Consider the following 18,184-nt stretch of genomic DNA (forward strand, 5'->3'; position numbering starts at 1 on the left):
GGTGACGTTTGGATGGAGGCGCTCGACGCCCGCGCAAGATGTCACATGCCTATAGCCTTAACGTGTTCGAACAGGTGATTGAAGACCTTCGTGTCCGCTTTTTGGCCGTGTTCGACGACCTTCACATGGACTTGCTTGGTAAGGTGGTCGGTGAGCGCTAATGGACGCTCATGTACTCGACAGTAGACGGCGAGAAATATTGAGGAGTATTCTTGCCGCGTATTCTCACCAAATTGACAAGGTAGCTGTATTCGGGTCGCATGCGACTGGCCGTGCGCGGGCGAACTCTGATATAGACCTAGTGATCTACGGTAAGTTGCCTGATGGTGCGCTGGAACGGCTCTGGACGCACTTTGATGATAGTAACTTGCCGGTGAAGGTCGACATCGTGGCGTATGATGCCGATCTATATCCGCCTCTGAAGCGTCATATCGACACCGTTGCGGTGACCCTTTTCACCCGCGATGACCTGCTCCCAGCGCGCTCCGCGCACGCTGCTTGAAGCGCGCACTCCTCCTCATTTTCACGCTGACCTGCGTGCTTGGCCTAGTTGCATACACTACCGAGCCACCCCGTCTGCTCAGCTGGGCCGATCGCGTTGCGGGCGGGGGCAGGGGCGTATCGCTGGTCGCCGATGACGTTCCATTCGGAACCGCCGGTCAGACACTCAACATCTGGGCACCCGCTACTCCGACGGCCAAGCCGCGCCCCGTGCTCGTCTTCTTCCACGGCGGTGGCTGGGTGCATGGCGACCGTCGCGCCTACGACTTCGCGGCGCGGGCGTTCGCGGCGGCCGGGTACGTCGTCGTCGTGCCGGACTATCGCAAGGTCCCCGGCGTCCGCTTCCCCGCCTTCGTGCAGGACGGGGCGCAGGCGGTGAGATGGGTGCGGGACAACATCGCTCGCAATGGCGGTGACCCGAAGCGGATCGCGCTCGCCGGTCACTCCGCCGGCGCGCATACCGTCGCCATGCTGGCGCTCGACCGGCGCTGGCTGCAGGCGGAGGGCGTCGAGCCGGCGATCGTGCGCGCGGGCATCCCGATGTGCGGGCCGTACGACTTCTACCCTTTCACCAAGAGGCGCGCGATCGATGCGATGGCCGGCGTGCGCGATCCGCGGTTCACGCAGCCGATCGCGTTCGCGCGCGCCGATGCGCCACCTCTCCTGCTGCTGTCGGCAGGCCAGGACGTGCAGGTCGGCGCGCACAATGCGGTCAACCTCGCCAGGCGCCTGAAGTCGGTCGGCGCTCCCGTGCGCCATCGCGACTATCCGGCGCTGAGCCACGAGGAGGTGGTGATGTCCCTTTCCGTGCCGTTCCGCGACAAAGGCCCTGTGCTCGCCGAGTCGCTGGCGTTCCTCAAACAGGCGGGAGTGACGCCATGACCTACAAGATCGAGGAACTGGCCTGGGACGAGCAGGCGATCGGCGCGATCGACCTGCCCAAGAAGCGTCTGGAGATGGTCTGGGGGTTCGGCTCGGGCCTCACCCACCGCGTCGGCGACCCGGCCGGGCGCGTCTGGGCGATCGGCGATCGCGGGCCGAACCTGAAGGTCGAGGTCGCGATCGAGGAATATGGCGTCCAGACGCTGGACGCGCATGTCGCGGCCGACGGAGCGAAGGTCATGCCGCGCCTCGATGCAGGCCCGGTGCTCGCCGAGCTTCAGGTCCATGCCGACCGCGTCGAGCTGGTCCGCATCCTCCCGCTCGCCGGCGGCGACGGACGGACGCTGACCGGGCTGCCCCCGCCCGGCAGCGAGCATGCACAGCTTGAGCCGGTCATCGACATCGGTGGCAATGTGATCGGATCGGACCCGTCCGGGGTCGACAGCGAGGGCGTGGTGGCGTTGGCGGACGGCGGCTTCGTCATCGGCGACGAATATGGCCCCTCGCTGCTGCACGTCGACAAGCGCGGGGTGGCGCTGGAGCGCTGGGTCCCGGCGGGCTGCGCGGACGGCTATGCCGGTGCGAGCTATCCGATCCGCGAGACGCTGCCCGCCATCGCCGCCAAGCGGCGCCTCAACCGCGGGGTCGAGGCGCTGGCGCTATGGGGCAAGAAGAAGCTGGTGATGATGTTCCAGAGTCCGCTCGCCAACCCGTCCGCCAAGACCAGCAAGCGCGCCGATCACGTTCGGTTGTGGTCGATGGATGCCAAGACCGGCGCAGTGGACGCGGAGTGGCTCTACCCGCTCGAGCCGATCGACAGTTTCAAGCGCGACGCGAGCGCGGCACCCGGCCCCGGCAAGCGCAAGGTGAGCGAGATCACCGCGCTCGGCGGCGATCGCTTCCTGGTGCTGGAGCGGGTTTCGCAATCGACCAAGTTCTTCCTGATCACCCTGGGGAACGCGGGCGGCGACGTCGACACGGCAGAGCCGACGCTGGAAGAGCGTAGCGGCAAGGGCGAGGCGCTGGTGTCGCTGGCGAAGACGCTGGTGCTCGACACCGACGAGCACCCGGAGATCGGCGCCGATCTGGAGGGCGCGACGCTGCTGTCCCCGGCCGAGCTGCTGCTCGTCAACGACAATGATTTCGGCGTCGAAGGGGCGCGCACCCGGTTCTGGCGGGTAACGTTCGACGCGCCGCTCTGAAGCCCTTCGCGGCGGCGGCGATCGGGGGTAAGGCGGACGCCATGGCCCGACCCCGCACGCTGTACGAGAAGATCTGGGACGCGCACGTCGTCGAGACTCGCGACGACGGCACCTGCCTCATCTATATCGACCGTCACCTCGTGCACGAGGTGACGAGTCCGCAGGCGTTCGAGGGCCTGCGCGCCGCCGGTCGCGCCGTGCGTCGGCCGGAGCTGACGCTCGCCGTCCCCGATCACAATCTGCCCACCACGGCGCGGCGTGACGCGGCGGGACGCGAGCTGCCGATCGCCGATCCCGAAAGCGCCAATCAGCTGGCGACCCTGCGCGCCAACGTCGCCGAGTTCGGCGTGCCGTACATCGACGCGCTCGCGGCCGAGCAGGGTATCGTCCATGTCGTCGGGCCGGAGCTGGGCTTCACGCTGCCGGGCACCACGCTGGTATGCGGCGACAGCCACACCAGCGCTCACGGCGCACTGGGCGCGCTCGCCTTCGGGATCGGCACCAGCGAGGTCGAGCATGTGCTCGCCACGCAATGTCTGCTGCTCCAGCGTGCAAAGACGATGGAGGTGCGCGTCGACGGCACGCTCGGGTTCGGGGTGTCGGCCAAGGACGTCATCCTCGCCATCATCGGTCGCATCGGCGCGGCCGGCGGAACCGGGCACGTCATCGAATACACTGGCGAGGTGATCCGCGCGTTGTCGATCGAAGGGCGGCTGACGATCGCCAATATGAGCATCGAGGCGGGCGCGCGCGCCGGGCTGGTCGCGCCCGACGAGACGACGTTCGCCTATCTGCGTGGCCGACCGATGGCGCCTGCGGGCGAGGCGTGGGATCAGGCGGTCGCCTCGTGGCGTACGCTGCCGACCGATGCCGGCGCTCGCTACGACAAGAGCGTCACGCTGCACGCGACGGACATCGCGCCCGCGCTGACCTGGGGCACGAGCCCGGAGGACGTGGTGTCGATCACCGGCGTCGTGCCCGAGCCGGACAGCTTCGCCGATCCATCCAAGCAGGCCGCCGCGCGCAAATCGCTCGATTACATGGGCCTGACCCCCGGCACGCGGATGCAGGACGTGCCCGTCCAGCACGTCTTCATCGGCAGCTGCACCAACAGCCGCATCGAGGACCTACGCGCCGCCGCCGCGGTCGCCGACGGCCGCCGCGTCGCCGCTGGTGTGCGCGCGCTGGTAGTGCCCGGCTCGGGGCTGGTGAAGCGGCAGGCCGAGGCGGAGGGGTTGGACCGCATTTTCGTGAGCGCCGGCTTCGAATGGCGCGAGCCGGGCTGCTCGATGTGCCTCGCGATGAACCCGGACAAGGTACCGCCAGGCGAACGCTGCGCGTCGACGTCGAACCGCAACTTCGTCGGCCGACAGGGGCCGGGGTCGCGCACCCACCTGCTATCGCCCGCCATGGCGGCGGCGGCGGCGGTGACCGGGCGCTTGTCCGACGTGAGAGATCTGATGGGGGAAAGAGCATGAAGAAGCTTCTGATCGCGACGGCGCTGATGGCCGTGACCGGCTCGGCCGCTTCGGCACAGCCCGCGGCATCCAAGGTCTCGATCACCCGCCTGGACTGCGGCACGGTCGCCGCGAACAACCTCAACCTGTTCTCCGATACCGACGCCTATGTCGGCAAGAGCAAGCGACTGGTCGTTGGCTGCTACCTGATCCGTCACGCCGACAAGGTGATGCTGTGGGACGCCGGCCTGCCTGCGGCGATCAAGGGCAAGCCGATCGATCCCAAGCTGCCGATGGACGCAACGGTGACGCGCACGATCCCCGAGCAGCTCGCCGCGCTGGGCATCAAGCCCGAGCAGGTCACGATTGTCGGCATCAGTCACTACCACTTTGATCACACCGGCCAGGCGGCGAGCTTTCCCGGCGCGACGCTGCTGATCGGCGCGAACGACTGGGCGGCGGTCAGCGCAAAGCCGCCGGCGCCCGGGATCAACGCCGCGCCGCTGCAGCCCTGGATCGGCGGCGGGGCGAAGGTCGACCCGGTCACCGGCGACCGCGACGTGTTCGGCGACGGCAGCGTGCGGATGATCGACATGCCCGGCCATACCCCCGGCCACCATTCTCTGCTCGTCCGGCTGAAGGGCCGCTCCGTCCTGTTGACCGGTGACGTCGCCCATTTCACGGAAAACTATGCGGCCGACGGGGTACCCAGCTTCAACACCAACCGCGCCGACACGCTCGCGTCGCTGGATCGATTCAAGAAAATGGCCGCGAACCTGAACGCGACGGTGATCATCCAGCACGAGCCGGCGGACGTGGCGAAGCTGCCGGCGTTCCCGGCGGCGGCGGAGTAGGGGGTTGAGAAGGTCATCGCTCCTGGCCGTTCCGCTGCGTCAGCCTGCGGACGTCGCACCCCACCTCGGCAAGCCAACGCACTGGAAACAGGGACGCTCGGCAAAAGCGCTGGCGGATGCTTGGTTTGCGGCGAACGGTATTCGGCCAGCGGTTCGCGATGTGATCGCCACAAGTGATTATCTGGCGGGCGCCGAGTTCCTGGATGGTTGGCTCGAACGTGAGACCGATTTGCGTGACGGGCGCGCGACGCCGTCGCAGACGGACCTGCTCGGGTTGATCGGGGGAGGCGACAAGCTCGGCGTGCTCGGAGTCGAAGCGAAGGTTGACGAGAGCTTCGGTCCGTTGGTGTCGGAATGGCTGAAAGACGCGGGTTCAGGCAAGCTGCAGCGACTCCGCCATCTTTGCACTCTCCTCAACCTTGAGCCTGATCGGATTGGTTCCCTACGCTATCAGTTGCTGCATCGCACGGCCGCGACCCTGCTGGAGGCCAGGCGTTTCCTTACCGACATCGCAGTGCTGATCGTTCAGAGTTTCTGCGCGCAGGCCACGGGCTTCAAGGATTGCGTCGCGTTCTTCGAGAGTATCGGGATGCCGGGATCGGCCGCGGGAGAACTGATCGGTGCGCGCCGGTTTGGAACCGTCGACCTCTGGGTCGGATGGGCCAGCGACACGCCTATTCCAGACAAGAACAGGTGGGAGGACTCCTTCGCAGAGGTCGGAGTGGATTTACCGCGCGATCAGCCGCATGCCGTTGGAGCGGAAATGACGGTCGTTTCGGCATGACCCCCGTCACCACCGTCCAGGGCACTGCCTACCCATGGGGGCAGAAGAATGTCGATACCGACGTCATCATCCCCGCGCACTGGCTCAAGACCACCACGCGCGCCGGGCTGGGGCGGGGTGCGTTCGAGACGGTGCGGGCGGAGCCGGGCAATCTGTTCGACGATCCCCGCTATGCCGGCGCGCCGATCCTGATCGCGGGCGACAATTTCGGCTGTGGGTCCAGTCGCGAACATGCCGCCTGGGCGTTGACCGACATGGGCATCACCGCCGTCATCGCGCCGAGCTTTTCCGACATCTTCTCCGGTAACGCGGTCAAGAACGGCATCGTGCCCGTCGTGCTGCCGCAGGAGGCGATCGACCGGCTGCTGGCGGTCGCGCAGGACCAGCCGATTACGATCGACCTGGAGACGATGACCGTCACCACGCCGTATCAGGACCGCTTCTCCTTCGAACTGGACCCGTTCCGCCGCCGCTGCCTGATGGAAGGGCTGGACGAGATCGGCCTCACGCTGGCAAGGACCGCGCAAATCAGCGGCTTCGAGGCGACAGTCGCCGCCGAGCGCCCATGGTTAGCGAGGGAGAGAGCGGATGCGGGCGTTGCTGTCGAAGGCGGTCGGCGGACCTGAGACGCTGGAGATGACCGACCTGCCCGAGCCGCAAGCCGGACCGGGCCAGGTGACGATCGCGGTCAAGGCGTGCGCGATCAACTATCCCGACGTCATCATCATCGAGGACAAATACCAGTTCAAGCCGCCGCGCCCGTTCGCGCCGGGCGGCGAGATCGCCGGTGTGGTCGAGAGCGTGGGCGAGGGCGTCACCCACTGGGCAGTGGGCGACCGCATCATGGGCACGATCGGCCATGGTGGGCTGGCGGAAAAGATCGCGGTCGACCCGTCGCGGCTGTATCGTCTGCCGGCCGAACGCAGCTTCGCCGAGGGCGCGGCGCTGATCCTGACCTATGGCACGACGATCCACGCGCTGCTCGATCGGGGGCATCTGAAGCCGGGGCAAACGCTGCTGGTGCTGGGTGCTGCCGGCGGCGTCGGGCTGGCGGCGATCGAGCTGGGCAAGGCGTTCGGCGCCCGCGTTGTCGCGGCGGTGTCGTCCGACGAGAAGGCCGCCGCCGCCAGGGAGGCCGGCGCGGACGAGACCATCGTCTATGGCCGTGCACCCTTCGACAAGGACCAGAGCAAGGCGTTGGCCGAACAGTTCAAGGCCGCTGGGGGCAAGGCCGGGTACGACGTCATCTACGATCCGGTCGGCGGTGATTATGCCGAGCCGGCGCTGCGTTCGATCGGCTGGGAGGGACGCTATCTGGTCGTCGGCTTTCCGGCGGGCATCCCCAAGTTGCCGCTCAACCTGACGCTGCTCAAGAGCTGCGATGTCTGCGGCGTGTTCTGGGGCGCGTTTGCAGCGCGCGACCCGCAGGCGAACAACGCGCATGTCGAGCATCTCTTCCGCCTGTGGGCCGACGGCAAGATCGCTCCGCGCGTGACGGAGGTGTTCCCGTTCGAGCGCGGCGGCGACGCCATCGCGAAGATGGCCGCGCGCGGGGCGATCGGGAAGCTGGTGGTGGAGGTGGGGGCTTGAGTTGAGGCCCGACCAGCACCTCCTCATCATCGGCGGCGGCTTCTCGGGCACACTGCTGGCGATCAACCTGCTGCGCCATGACGGCCCGCGCGCGACCCTGCTGGAAAGACGGCGTGCGCAATTTGGCCGGGGGGTCGCGTACAGCGCGGCGCACCCGAGGCAGTTGCTCAATGTTCGTGCGGCCGGGATGAGCGCCTTTCCGGACGAGCCGGATCATTTCGCCCGCTGGGTCATGGCGAAAGGCGCCGGCAGACAGGATTTCGTGCCGCGCGCCTTCTATGGCGAGTATCTGCGGGACACGTTGGCGGTGGAGCGGCGCGGCCGAGAAGGCCGACTGGCGCTGGTCGCGGGCGAAGCAATCGATCTGGACACCGGCGAGACGATGGCGGCGCAGCTCGCCGACGGCGCAACGCTTGCAGCCGACGGCATCGTGCTGGCGACGGGCAATCTTACGCCACACGCCCCGGCTGGGATCGATGCGGACGCAATGCCGCCGGGGTGCTATGTCGCCGACCCGTGGCGCGCCGATCTGGCGGCTGGGCTTGGGCAGGACGACACGGTGGTCCTGCTCGGCACCGGACTGACGGCCATCGATGCGGCGTTGCAGCTGGATGCAAGCGGGTTCCTTGGCCAGGTGCTCGCGCTGTCACGACGCGGCCTGACGCCGAGGCGTCATCGCGACGGCCTGCCGCCCCTCGACGGGCTGCACGAGGTTCCCGACCGGCCCTTGTCGCGGCTGGTTGCGGACGTGCGCGCTGTGGCCGAACAGATCGGCTGGCGGGCGGCCGTGGACGCGTACCGTCCGGTGACGCAGCGGCTGTGGGCGGCGAGCGATGCGACCGTTCGCCGTCGCTTCATGCGCCATCTGCGGCCGTTCTGGGATGTGCACCGACACCGGCTGGCGCCTGCGGTGGCCGATCGCATCGACGCCCTCGTCGCTGGCGGGCGGCTGCGGTTTGCGGCGGGGAAGGTGCAGGGGTGTCAAGCCGAGCAGGGCGGATTGACCCTGCGATGGCGACCGCGTCATGGTGGTGCGGTGACGGTCACCCGCGCCGCGCGGGTCGTGAACTGCACCGGGCCGCAGGGCGATCTGACCCGGACGGACGAGCCGCTGCTCCGCAAGTTGCTGGAGCGGGGAATGATTCGCCCTGATCCGCTGCGCCTTGGACTCGACGTGGATGCGCGGTCACAGGTCGTCGCACGTGATGGCTCGGTCGACGGTCGCCTCCAATGCATCGGCCCGATGACACGGGGTGCGCTGTGGGAGGTGGTCGCCGTGCCAGACCTGCGGCGCCAGACCTGGAACCTCGCCCGTCGCCTTGCGAACGCGCAGTGGGTGGGGGGAGAGGGGCTGTAGCGTTGCGCCGCGCCTCGCGCTTCCCTATCTCGCGTCCAGCAGCATGCGGGGAGACGCTTCTTGACCACTTTCGACGACCGCAAGGATGCCTTCGAGGCGAAGTACGCGCGCGACGAGGAGATGGCGTTCCGCGTTACCGCCCGTCGAAACCGGCTGGTCGGAGCCTGGGCGGCGGCAAAGATGGGACTGACCGCGGAGGAGGCCGACGCGTACGGCAAGGCGGTCGTGCAGGCTGATTTCGAGGAAGCCGGCGACGAGGACGTGGTCCGCAAGCTGGTCGGCGACCTGACCGCCGCCGGGGTCGACATCGACGGCGCCGCCGTGCGTCGCGCGCTGGATGAGCAGATGATCGAGGCTCGCCGCCAGCTGATGGAAGCGAAGTAAGTCCCGTGCCGATGGCGGCTGACGAGATCGCGGACATGATCCGTGCGGCGCTCCCCGACGCGGAGGTGGAGATCACCGACCTTGCCGGCGATGGCGACCATTACGCGGCGCGTGTGATCAGCGGCGCATTCGCCGGCTTGAGCCGCGTGAAGCAGCACCAGGCAGTCTATGCAGCGCTGGGCGGTCGCATGGGCGGCGTGCTGCACGCGCTCCAACTCACCACCGCAATCCCTCAGAGGTAAGCGAATGACCCCCGACATCTCCGACGACTCCCAGGCCCGCATCGACGGCTTGGTCAAGGCCAGCCCGGTCGTGCTGTTCATGAAGGGCAGCCCGCTGTTCCCGCAATGTGGCTTTTCCAGCCGCGCGGTGGCGATCCTCAACCATCTGAATGTCGAGTTCGAGAGCGTCGACGTGTTGCAGGATCAAGGCGTGCGCCAGGGCATCAAGACCTATTCCGACTGGCCGACGATCCCGCAGCTCTACGCCAACGGTGAATTCATCGGCGGATCGGACATCATGATGGAGATGTACGAGTCGGGCGAACTCGCGACCTTGCTCCAGCCGTCAAGTAACGACTGAACGCCGGCTGACGGCGGCATTCAGGCTGGCTTCGCGACGCGCCGCATAGGAGCAGGCATGCTGCGCCGGGATGATCAGGATTGGAGCGGCGGCGGAGCCGCGCCGCGCGAGGGGTCGCCCTTGCTTGTCTGCGACCTGACGCAGAGTTACTCGCCGGCGGGCGGCGGCGGCATCAGCACCTATCTGCGCGAGAAGCGCGATCATGTCCTCGCGCACACCCCGCATCGCCTGCTCCAGATCGTACCGGGGCCCGAGGATCGGGTCACGGTCAACGGCCGCCACACATTCGTCGAGGTCGGTAGCGATCTGGTCCGCGGCAGTCCCAATTACCGCTTCATGCTGCGGGTTGCCAAGGTCCGCGCCGTGCTCGCCGAGTACCAGCCGGACATCATCGAATCGCTATGTCCCTGGGTGCTGCCCTGGGCCGCGATCCACCATCGCCGACGCTTTCCGCACACCGCGCTGGTCGCCGGTTACCGGACGGATTTCCCCAATGCGCATGTGCTGCGCGTCGGCACCGATATGCTCGGCTCCGTTATCGGTCGCGGCTTCTACGCGCTGAGCCTTGGCTATGCCGAGATCACCTATCGTGAGTTCGACTGGGTATATACCCTGGGCGAAGAGGCGCGCGCCTCGCTGGCAAAGCGCAAGATCACGCGCACCAGCGTGCTGCCGCTCGGCGTCGATACCGCGATGTTTGCGCCCGCCAAGCGCGACCCCGCCTACCGTGCCTCGCTCGGCCTCGGCGGCAAGGGGCCGCTGCTCAGCTATGCCGGGCGGATCGACAATGAAAAACGCGCGGATCGGCTGGTCGCCATGTTCCGCCGGCTGCCGCCAGAGCTCGGCGCGGCCATGGTCATGATTGGCGACGGCAAGCTGCGCGAGCGCTTGCAGGCGGAAGCGGCGGACCTGCCCATCGCGTTTCCCGGTTTCGAATCCGACCGCGCTGGCCTTGCCCGCGCGCTTGCCTCGTCTGACCTGTACGTGTCGGCGATGGCGGACGAGACCTTCGGTATCTCCGTGCTGGAAGCACAATCGTCGGGGTTGCCGGTGATCGGCGTCGCCTCGGGCGCGATGCCGGCGCGTGTGCCGCCTGGACTCGGCCTGCTCGGCGCGGTCGATGATGTCGATGCGATGGCGGCCCACGTCCAGGCGCTATGGGCCGGCGATCACCGCGCGATCGGCCGCGCGGCACGCGCGCATGTCGAGCGGGATTTCAGCTGGCGGGCGACGTTCGGACGCTTGTTCGGCGAGATCTATCCTGCGGCCCTGCAGCAAGCGGGGGCACGCGCGGCGGATCGGGTGGGCCGGGTGCGGGTGGACCGGCGCGAGATCGTCTGAGCGACCGGTCCACCCTGCTGAAGCGCGGCGTGTCGCGCATCGGTGCCGGAGACGTTGCAGGCGACGTGCCAATCCGACGCGAACAAGGTTCTTTGCGCCTTTGGATGGTTAACGGCGGCGCATCGCGATACGTGGTTGTAAGCCGTGCCGACACGTCTCCGCCCGGGAGGTGCTGATATTCTACCGTTCCGGTTGACCACGCCCGTAATCGGTGCGACCACACTCGTAGTCAACGGGAGCGAGTCGTGGTCGAACGGATCAGCGATGCCGAGCACGCCGTCATGGAGGTGCTGTGGGACGAGGCGCCGCTGACGGCGCAGGATGTGGTGGAGCGGGTCGACCCGACGCGCGGCTGGAGCGCCAACACGGTCAAGACGCTGCTCGGCCGATTGCTTGCCAAGGCGGCGATCGGTCATGAAGAGGATGGCCGCCGCTACCTCTACCGCCCGCTCGTCCGGCGCGACGACTATATCACCGGTGAGTCGCGGCGGCTGATGGATCGGCTGTTCGGCGGCAAGCTGACGCCGCTGGTGGCGCACCTCGCGCAGGCCGACGAGCTGACCGCGCAGGACGTCGCAGACATCGAGGCGCTGCTTCGCGAGTTGAAATCGTGATCGGCACCGTGGCCTGGGCGCTCGACGCGCTGATCGCCTCGGCGTTGCTGATGGTGGCGGTGCTGCTCGTCCGCGCGCCGGTGCGGCGCGCGTTCGGGCCGCAACTCGCCTATGCGCTGTGGGCCTTGCCGGCGCTGCGCCTGGTGCTGCCGCCGCTACCCGAGGGCTGGTGGCTGGCCACCGCCGCGCCGATCACGCGCGCCGGCGAGACGGTGGCGACGGTGCTGATCCTGGACGTGACCGCGCCGGTGGCGGACGAAGGATCGCTGCCGCTGGGCCTTGCGCTGACGGTCGTCTGGGCGGCGGGAATGGCGGGTTTCCTGCTCTGGCACCTCGTTCGCCATGCGCGGTTCTGTCGCGCAGTCGTGCGCACTGGAGAGCCGCTGGAACTGCGCGACGGCATCCGCGTGATCGCCAGCGCCGCCGCGCCGGGTCCGCTCGCGTTCGGCATCTGGCGCCGGTACGTGGCCTTTCCGCGCGATTTCGCCGAGCGGTTCGATGCCGACGAGCGCGCCTTGGCGCTGGCGCATGAGCTGGGGCACCATGCGCGACGCGATCTGCTCGCTAATTGGGCGGCGCTGGTGGTGCTGGCGCTGCACTGGTTCAATCCGCTCGCTTGGCGCGCATTCCACGCCTTTCGTGCCGACCAGGAGCTGGCGAACGATGCTCGCGTACTGGCCGGCTGCGCGCCCACCGACCGTCACGCCTATGGCCGTGCGATCGTCAAGGCAGCGCATGGCAAGGCGATTTCCGCGACCTGCCACCTCCACACCATCGCCGACCTGAAGGGGAGACTGAAGATGCTGACCATGTCGCGCGCCTCGCGCCGCCGTCTTGCCGCCGGTTCCGCCGCCGTGACCTTGCTCGTCACCGGCGGGCTGGGGCTGACCGCGTCCGGCACCGCCGCCGAGCGGATCACCGCCACGCTGGACGTGCCGTTGCAGCCCGTGCCTCCCGTGGCGATCGCCGCGACCGAGCCGGAGCTGGCGCAGGTGCCGCCGGTGACCCCGGTCCCGCCCATTCCCGGCACGGCCAGGAAGAAGCGCGTCGTGATCGTCAACAAGGACGGCGAGACCACCACCTATCAGGGAGCTGACGCGGACAAGTACATCGCCGAGAACGACCTGCCGATCCCGCCCGTGCCCCCAGTCCCGCCGGTCGCCGCCCTTCCCGGCGAGAAGCATGTCTTCGTCCGTCCCATGCATGCCGAGCGCGGCAAGGACGGCATGCCGACAACGTGGCGCACGATGGACATCCCCGAAGTCACCAGCGTCCACTGCCCGGGCGATACCGCCAAGCCGCTGGTCGAGAACTCCACCAAGGACGGCAAGCGCCGCATCGTCATCTGCACCAACAGGATCGAGGCGATGAGCAAGAATGCGGAACGTCTGGCGATGAACGGGGCCGACTTCGAGCGACGGACGATGCTGAGCGCGCGCTCCAGCCTCGCGCTCGCCCGCAATGCCGTGGAGCGCGACCGCAACCTGTCCGACGAGCAGCGCGCGCAGGCGCTGGCCGGGATCGCGCAGGCCGAGGCCGAGGTGCGCACGACGAACTGAGCTCTCACCGACCTGCTCCGTCGCCTCGGCTTTAGCTGGGGTGACGGATGGTCGATGGTTGCCTCGCGCCGCCGCAGCCCCCAAACCGCCACCATGCCCGAGCATCCCGCCGCCGCCGCCCATGGCACTCTCGTGCAGCTCGAGCCCCTGGTCGCGCGCATCCTCGCACCCAATCCGTCGCCCTTCACCTTTACCGGCACCCAGACCCACATCGTCGGCACGACGGACCTTGCGATCATCGATCCCGGTCCCGACGAGCCGGCGCACCTCGACGCGCTGATCGCTGCCATCGCGGGCCGGCCGGTGACCGCGATCCTCGTCACCCACCACCATCGCGATCACAGCCCAGCCACCCGCGCCTTGCAGGCAGCGACCGACGCGCCGATCGTCGGTGCCGCGCCGGTGTTCGTCAGCGACGATGGGCCGAGGGCCGACGCCGCGTTCGACCGCGACTACCGGCCTGATCGCGTGCTGGCGGACGGCGACGCCGTGGCGGGCGAAGGCTGGACGCTGCGCGCGATGACGACGCCGGGCCACACCTCCAACCACCTCGCCTTCGCGCTGCCCGAGACGAACGCGCTGTTCTCCGGCGATCACGTCATGGGCTGGTCCACCACCGTCGTCTCGCCTCCCGACGGCGACATGGCAGCGTATATGGCGAGCCTGGACAAGCTGCTCGCGCGTGACGACCGAGTCTATTATCCCGGCCATGGCGACCAGATCGACAGGCCGCAGCGGCTGGTGCGCGGCCTGCTCGGGCATCGCAAGCAGCGCGAGGGGCAGATTTTGCGCCTCCTGAAGGCAGGGCCACAGCCGATCGCGGCGATGGTCGCGCGGATGTATGTCGGTCTCGACCTCCGCCTCTTGCCCGCCGCCGAACGCTCGGTGCTGGCGCATCTCCATGACCTGCGCGCGCGCGGACTGGTGGCGGAGGAGGACGACACGCAATGGCGTCGTTCGTGAGCGCCGGCATGCGTCGCCAGACGAAGATCATCGCTGTCCTTGTTCTGCTCGCGCTCCTCGCGCTGGCCGTCTTCGCCTGGCGGGAACGCCGCCGCGCCGACGATGCCGAACAGCGGCTCGGCATTGACGCTGGCCGTGTCGTGACCGCGGTGTTCACCAACGCGCGCGATCTGCGCGTGGCGCGACTGACCGGCGAGGCGATCGCGCGTTCCACCAACGATGGTCGGCTATTCTCCTCCCAGCAAGAGACCAAGGCGCCGTATAGCGTCAGCTACCATGTCGATCTGAAGCGCGTCGGCCAGGACGATCTCGCCTGGGACGCACGCAGCCGCACGATGATCGTCCGCATTCCCGATGTCGTGGCAGAGGCACCGGCGGTAGATTTCGGCCGAGCGCAGGTGAAGCAGTCGGGCGTCTGGGTATCACGCCGGGCCGGCATCGAACTGCAGCGGCGCGGTGCGCAATATCTGACGGCAACGGTCCAGCAGACGGCACGCTCGGAGCAGAACATGGCGAGCGCGCGCCGAGCGGCAGTGGCGGCGGTGACCGCCTATGTCCGCCAACCGCTTGCCGCCACGGGGCTTCGTGACGTCCGCGTCGAGGTGCTGTTCCCGTGGCAGGGGGAGCCATCGCGCGAACGTTGGAACGAGAGTCGCCCGGTGGCGGAGGTGTTGCGCGAGGCACATTAGCTTCGTCATGCTGAACTTGTTTCAGCATGCACGCGCGTCCATCTACGGAGTGACCGACGCTGCTGTCGCGCATGGACCCTGAAACGAGTTCAGGGTGACGGGGAACCCAGATGAGCTTTCAACCCGCCAATCTCACCGGCCTCGACCTGCGCGCCGAGATCGACCGTCTGCGCAAGGATCGCAACGCGGTGATCCTGGCGCACTATTATCAGAAGCCCGAGCTGCAGGACCTCGCCGATTTCGTCGGCGACAGCCTCGACCTGTCGCGCAAGGCGGCGGAGACCGACGCGGACGTGATCGCGTTCTGCGGCGTGCGCTTCATGGCCGAGACCGCCAAGATCCTTTCGCCGGGCAAGATCGTGGTGCTGCCCGACATGGACGCGGGGTGCAGCCTGGAGGACAGCTGCCCGCCCGACAAGTTCGCCGCCTTCCGGGCCGCGCATCCCGATCACATCGCGCTCACGTATATAAACTGTTCGACCGAGGTGAAGGCGCTGTCCGACATCATCGTCACCTCGTCGTCGGCCGAGAAGATCCTGAGCCAGATCCCGCTCAGCCAGCCGATCATCTTCGGCCCGGACCGCAACCTCGGCGGCTATCTGACGCGCAAGACCGGGCGCGACATGCTGTTGTGGCCGGGCGTGTGCATCGTCCACGAGGCGTTCAGCGAGACCGAGCTGCTCAAGCTCAAGGCCCAGCACCCCGGCGCGCCGGTCGCGGCGCATCCGGAGTGTCCCGCGATCATCCTGGACCATTCCGACTATGTCGGCTCGACGCGCGGCATCCTGGAGTTCGCGAAGAGCTTCAGCGGCGACACGCTGATCGTCGCGACCGAACCGCACATCATCCACCAGATGGAAAAGGCGCTGCCCGAGAAGCAGTTCATCGGCGCTCCGGGTGCCGACGGAAACTGCAACTGCAACATCTGCCCCTACATGGCGCTGAACACGATGGAGAAGCTGTACGTCGCGCTCCGCGATCTGGAGCCGCGCATCGAGATCGAGGAAGGGCTGCGGCTCCAGGCCAAGAAGAGCCTCGACGCGATGCTCGCGATGGCGAGCGCGACGGTGGGGCAGGGCGATCTTGGCCCGACGCGGGTGACGGGGGACTGAGTCTCTTCATCGGACGCAGAAGAAGTCAGGCCAGCATCGCCGCCAGCTTTGCGACCGTGTTCATGTTCCGGCCCGTTCCCGCCTTCGCGGCGGGCACGACCAGCTTCGACTGGGCCATCCCGGTATCGGTGTAGCGGATATAGATCTCGCGCTCGCCGAGCGCGATGTGCTCGCCGGCGACATGGCGGACGTGGGCCAGCGCGTCGGCGGGAGGTGGCGCGTCGAGCAGAATGGCGATGACGCGATTGCCCGGCGCATGGGCGAAGGGATTGGCGTTGCGGACCGCCGCCATCTCCGCCGCCGTGCGGACGACCACCGCCACCGCCTTGCCCGTCCGCGCCGCGAACTCCTGCTCCAGACTCGCCTTCACGGTCGCTTCGGGGGCGTCAGTGTCGAACAGCAGATTGCCGCTGGCGATAAAGGTGCGCGGTCGCGCATAGCCGAGCGCGGTCGCCGCCGCGATCAGCACCTCCCTGCGGACGGTGCTCGCCGCACCGAGGTTGATCGCGCGCAGCAGGGCGACATAGCTGGTCATGACCAAAGCCTATCGGCCGAACTGCGGCTGCGCTAGGCAAGCGCCATGACGTTCACCCTGTCCGGCTTCGATCTTCACGCCTTTGTGACCGCCACGCTCGTCGAGGACCTTGGCGAAGCGGGCGACATCACCTCCGCCGCTGTGATCCCCGCCGACGCGCGCTTTGCCGGCGTGATGGATAGCCGGGATGCGATCACCGTCGCGGGCTTGTCGATCGCGGAGGCCTTCTTCCGCGCGCTTGATCCCGACATGCACATCGAACGGCTGGTCGAGGATGGTGCCCGCGTCGCGGCAGGCACGGACCTGATGCGACTCACGGGCAACGCGCGCGCGTTGCTGACGGCTGAGCGCTCGGCGCTTAATACGGTGCAGCACCTGTCGGGCGTCGCGACGCTGACGCGCGCCTATGCGGACAAGCTGCTCGGCACGGGCGCCACGCTGCTCGACACGCGCAAGACGCTGCCGGGACTGCGCGTGCTGGAGAAGTACGCGACCCGGGCGGGGGGCGCGAGGAACCATCGCATGGGGTTGTGGGACGCCGCGATGATCAAGGACAACCACGTCGCGGTAGCGGGTGGGGTCGCCGAAGCGGTGCGCCGCGCGCTCGCCGCCGGCATCAAGGAAGTGATCGTCGAGGTCGACCGTGTCGACCAGATCGAGCCCGCGCTAGCTGCCGGCGCCACCCGGCTGCTGCTCGACAACATGGACCCGCCCACGCTGCGTGGCGCGGTGACGCTGGTCGGCGGACGCGTGCCGACCGAGGCGTCCGGCGGCGTTCGGCTGGAGACGATCCGCGCGATCGGCGAGACGGGCGTCACCTATGTCAGCGTCGGCCGCCTGACCCAATCGGCGCCGGCGGCCGACATCGGGCTCGATTTCACCAGTATCTGAAGGAAAAGCGGACATGGAGCGTCCTCCGTCGATCGTCGCATTCGAGCGGCTCTATCTTGGCTCGATCGCCGTCTACATCGTCAACGCCGTAATCTTCTGGACGGCGAATCGAGAGATGATGAACATGATGGGGCGGGTGCGCGCCACCCCCGGCCTTGCCGATCTGATCTCACCGATCATGATCGTCGCGTTGCTCGCGACGGTGCTGGTCTCGGTGCTGTTCTGGTATCTGGTGGTCCGTAAACGCCATGTTGCGGGCAAATGGCTCGTCGTCGTCACGGAGGCCATCGGTGCTGTTCTCGCGCTGCTGGCGCTTGGACGGCTGGTAGGCGGGACCGCGCCGAACCCGGCAAGCATCCTGCTCGGGCTCTTGTCGACCGCACTAGCGGTGGCGGCGGCGATCATGCTGTTCAGGCCCGACGTCCGCACATGGCTGGGCGAGCGTTCGATGCTGGACGGCCGGGCATGAGGGGCTGGCTGGGTCTCGCCGCGCTCGCGATGCCTGCCGCCGCGCAGGCGCAGGCGATCAGCTGTGCGCTGCCGACGACGATCGAGCGGCCGCGTCCGGACCGGGTCACCGCCGACCAGCCGAGCCGCGTCGTGCCGATCGGCGGCTACACGCTGGCGCTTACCTGGAACCCGCAGCATTGCCGCGCGCAACGGCGCGATGCGCGGGCAAGCTTCCAGTGCGGCGGCGGCAACCGCTTCGGCTTCACGCTGCACGGGTTATGGCCGGACGGAACCGGTCGCCCGTGGCCGCAATATTGCCGACCCGCCGCGCTGCTGCCCGAAGCCGTGGTGCGCGCGAACCTGTGCGCCACGCCGTCGGTGCAGCTGCTGCAGCACGAATGGGCCAAGCACGGGACGTGCATGCCCGGCTATCAACC

21 protein-coding genes and 1 pseudogene are annotated in these 18,184 nt (G+C 68.0%); 21 read left to right on the top strand and 1 reads right to left on the bottom strand.

What is annotated here, in order from left to right:
* Positions 1–160 precede the first annotated feature (160 nt).
* The 18 genes from JWN21_RS09515 to nadA all read left to right on the top strand — a co-directional run bounded on the left by JWN21_RS09515 (position 161) and on the right by nadA (position 15,871).
* Positions 161–502 (top strand): nucleotidyltransferase family protein, encoded by a 342-nt coding sequence (locus JWN21_RS09515; protein ID WP_299648961.1) that lies wholly within the window; start codon positions 161–163, stop codon positions 500–502.
* Complete coding sequence (locus JWN21_RS09520) at positions 499–1,383, top strand: alpha/beta hydrolase (protein WP_299648964.1); 885 nt, start codon at positions 499–501, stop codon at positions 1,381–1,383. Before JWN21_RS09515 ends, JWN21_RS09520 begins: the two co-directional genes overlap by 4 nt.
* Positions 1,380–2,585 (top strand): esterase-like activity of phytase family protein, encoded by a 1,206-nt coding sequence (locus JWN21_RS09525; RefSeq protein ID WP_299648967.1) that lies wholly within the window; start codon positions 1,380–1,382, stop codon positions 2,583–2,585. The genes JWN21_RS09520 and JWN21_RS09525 overlap by 4 nt, the downstream gene beginning before the upstream one ends.
* A gap of 41 nt (positions 2,586–2,626) precedes the next feature.
* Positions 2,627–4,063: a 3-isopropylmalate dehydratase large subunit gene (gene leuC / locus JWN21_RS09530; protein WP_299648970.1), complete on the top strand. Its 1,437-nt coding sequence runs from the start codon at positions 2,627–2,629 to the stop codon at positions 4,061–4,063.
* Complete coding sequence (locus JWN21_RS09535; RefSeq protein WP_299648973.1) at positions 4,060–4,896, top strand: N-acyl homoserine lactonase family protein; 837 nt, start codon at positions 4,060–4,062, stop codon at positions 4,894–4,896. Before leuC ends, JWN21_RS09535 begins: the two co-directional genes overlap by 4 nt.
* A gap of 160 nt (positions 4,897–5,056) precedes the next feature.
* On the top strand, positions 5,057–5,680 hold the full coding sequence (locus tag JWN21_RS09540; RefSeq protein ID WP_299648976.1) for a hypothetical protein: 624 nt from the start codon (positions 5,057–5,059) through the stop codon (positions 5,678–5,680).
* Positions 5,677–6,306, top strand: coding sequence for a 3-isopropylmalate dehydratase small subunit (leuD, locus tag JWN21_RS09545; protein ID WP_299648979.1), 630 nt, complete (start codon positions 5,677–5,679; stop codon positions 6,304–6,306). Before JWN21_RS09540 ends, leuD begins: the two co-directional genes overlap by 4 nt.
* Positions 6,269–7,270, top strand: a complete 1,002-nt coding sequence (locus JWN21_RS09550) for an NADPH:quinone oxidoreductase family protein (protein ID WP_299648982.1) — start codon at positions 6,269–6,271, stop codon at positions 7,268–7,270. The genes leuD and JWN21_RS09550 overlap by 38 nt, the downstream gene beginning before the upstream one ends.
* 1 nt (position 7,271) lies before the next feature.
* A complete protein-coding gene (locus JWN21_RS09555) occupies positions 7,272–8,627 on the top strand; it encodes an FAD/NAD(P)-binding protein (RefSeq protein ID WP_299648985.1) in 1,356 nt (451 codons plus the stop codon).
* A gap of 60 nt (positions 8,628–8,687) precedes the next feature.
* Complete coding sequence (locus tag JWN21_RS09560) at positions 8,688–9,011, top strand: DUF1476 domain-containing protein (RefSeq protein WP_299648988.1); 324 nt, start codon at positions 8,688–8,690, stop codon at positions 9,009–9,011.
* Between the two features lie 5 nt (positions 9,012–9,016).
* Positions 9,017–9,253 carry a BolA family protein gene (locus JWN21_RS09565; RefSeq protein WP_299648990.1) on the top strand — a complete coding sequence of 79 codons (237 nt, stop codon included), beginning with the start codon at positions 9,017–9,019 and terminating at the stop codon, positions 9,251–9,253.
* A 16-nt stretch (positions 9,254–9,269) separates the two neighbouring features.
* Positions 9,270–9,593: a Grx4 family monothiol glutaredoxin gene (gene grxD, locus JWN21_RS09570; protein ID WP_299649020.1), complete on the top strand. Its 324-nt coding sequence runs from the start codon at positions 9,270–9,272 to the stop codon at positions 9,591–9,593.
* A gap of 57 nt (positions 9,594–9,650) precedes the next feature.
* Positions 9,651–10,934: a glycosyltransferase gene (locus tag JWN21_RS09575; protein WP_299648993.1), complete on the top strand. Its 1,284-nt coding sequence runs from the start codon at positions 9,651–9,653 to the stop codon at positions 10,932–10,934.
* A 245-nt stretch (positions 10,935–11,179) separates the two neighbouring features.
* Positions 11,180–11,548, top strand: a complete 369-nt coding sequence (locus JWN21_RS09580; RefSeq protein WP_299648996.1) for a BlaI/MecI/CopY family transcriptional regulator — start codon at positions 11,180–11,182, stop codon at positions 11,546–11,548.
* Entirely contained in the window at positions 11,545–13,107 is a 1,563-nt protein-coding gene (locus tag JWN21_RS09585) for a M56 family metallopeptidase (protein WP_299648999.1), read from the top strand. The genes JWN21_RS09580 and JWN21_RS09585 overlap by 4 nt, the downstream gene beginning before the upstream one ends.
* 93 nt (positions 13,108–13,200) lie before the next feature.
* Positions 13,201–14,070, top strand: coding sequence for an MBL fold metallo-hydrolase (locus JWN21_RS09590; protein WP_299649002.1), 870 nt, complete (start codon positions 13,201–13,203; stop codon positions 14,068–14,070).
* Positions 14,055–14,759 carry a hypothetical protein gene (locus tag JWN21_RS09595; RefSeq protein ID WP_299649005.1) on the top strand — a complete coding sequence of 235 codons (705 nt, stop codon included), beginning with the start codon at positions 14,055–14,057 and terminating at the stop codon, positions 14,757–14,759. Before JWN21_RS09590 ends, JWN21_RS09595 begins: the two co-directional genes overlap by 16 nt.
* Before the next feature lie 110 nt (positions 14,760–14,869).
* Positions 14,870–15,871 carry a quinolinate synthase NadA gene (nadA, locus tag JWN21_RS09600; RefSeq protein ID WP_299649008.1) on the top strand — a complete coding sequence of 334 codons (1,002 nt, stop codon included), beginning with the start codon at positions 14,870–14,872 and terminating at the stop codon, positions 15,869–15,871.
* Between the two features lie 25 nt (positions 15,872–15,896).
* Here nadA and JWN21_RS09605 read toward each other — a convergent pair whose 3' ends face one another.
* Entirely contained in the window at positions 15,897–16,406 is a 510-nt protein-coding gene (locus JWN21_RS09605) for a DUF1697 domain-containing protein (protein ID WP_299649011.1), read from the bottom strand.
* Positions 16,407–16,451: 45 nt separating this feature from the next.
* Between JWN21_RS09605 and nadC the strand changes: the two genes are divergently transcribed.
* The 3 genes and pseudogenes from nadC to JWN21_RS09620 all read left to right on the top strand — a co-directional run.
* Positions 16,452–17,297: a carboxylating nicotinate-nucleotide diphosphorylase gene (gene nadC / locus JWN21_RS09610; RefSeq protein ID WP_299649014.1), complete on the top strand. Its 846-nt coding sequence runs from the start codon at positions 16,452–16,454 to the stop codon at positions 17,295–17,297.
* A gap of 13 nt (positions 17,298–17,310) precedes the next feature.
* Positions 17,311–17,766 (top strand): hypothetical protein, encoded by a 456-nt coding sequence (locus JWN21_RS09615; RefSeq protein WP_299649017.1) that lies wholly within the window; start codon positions 17,311–17,313, stop codon positions 17,764–17,766.
* Positions 17,763–18,184 (top strand): annotated as a pseudogene (locus JWN21_RS09620) (ribonuclease T); the annotation flags it as partial. The gene JWN21_RS09615 and the pseudogene JWN21_RS09620, both read left to right, overlap by 4 nt.

This window comes from Sphingomonas bacterium, from assembly GCF_028292945.1.
In the GTDB taxonomy this organism is placed as follows: domain Bacteria; phylum Pseudomonadota; class Alphaproteobacteria; order Sphingomonadales; family Sphingomonadaceae; genus Sphingomonas.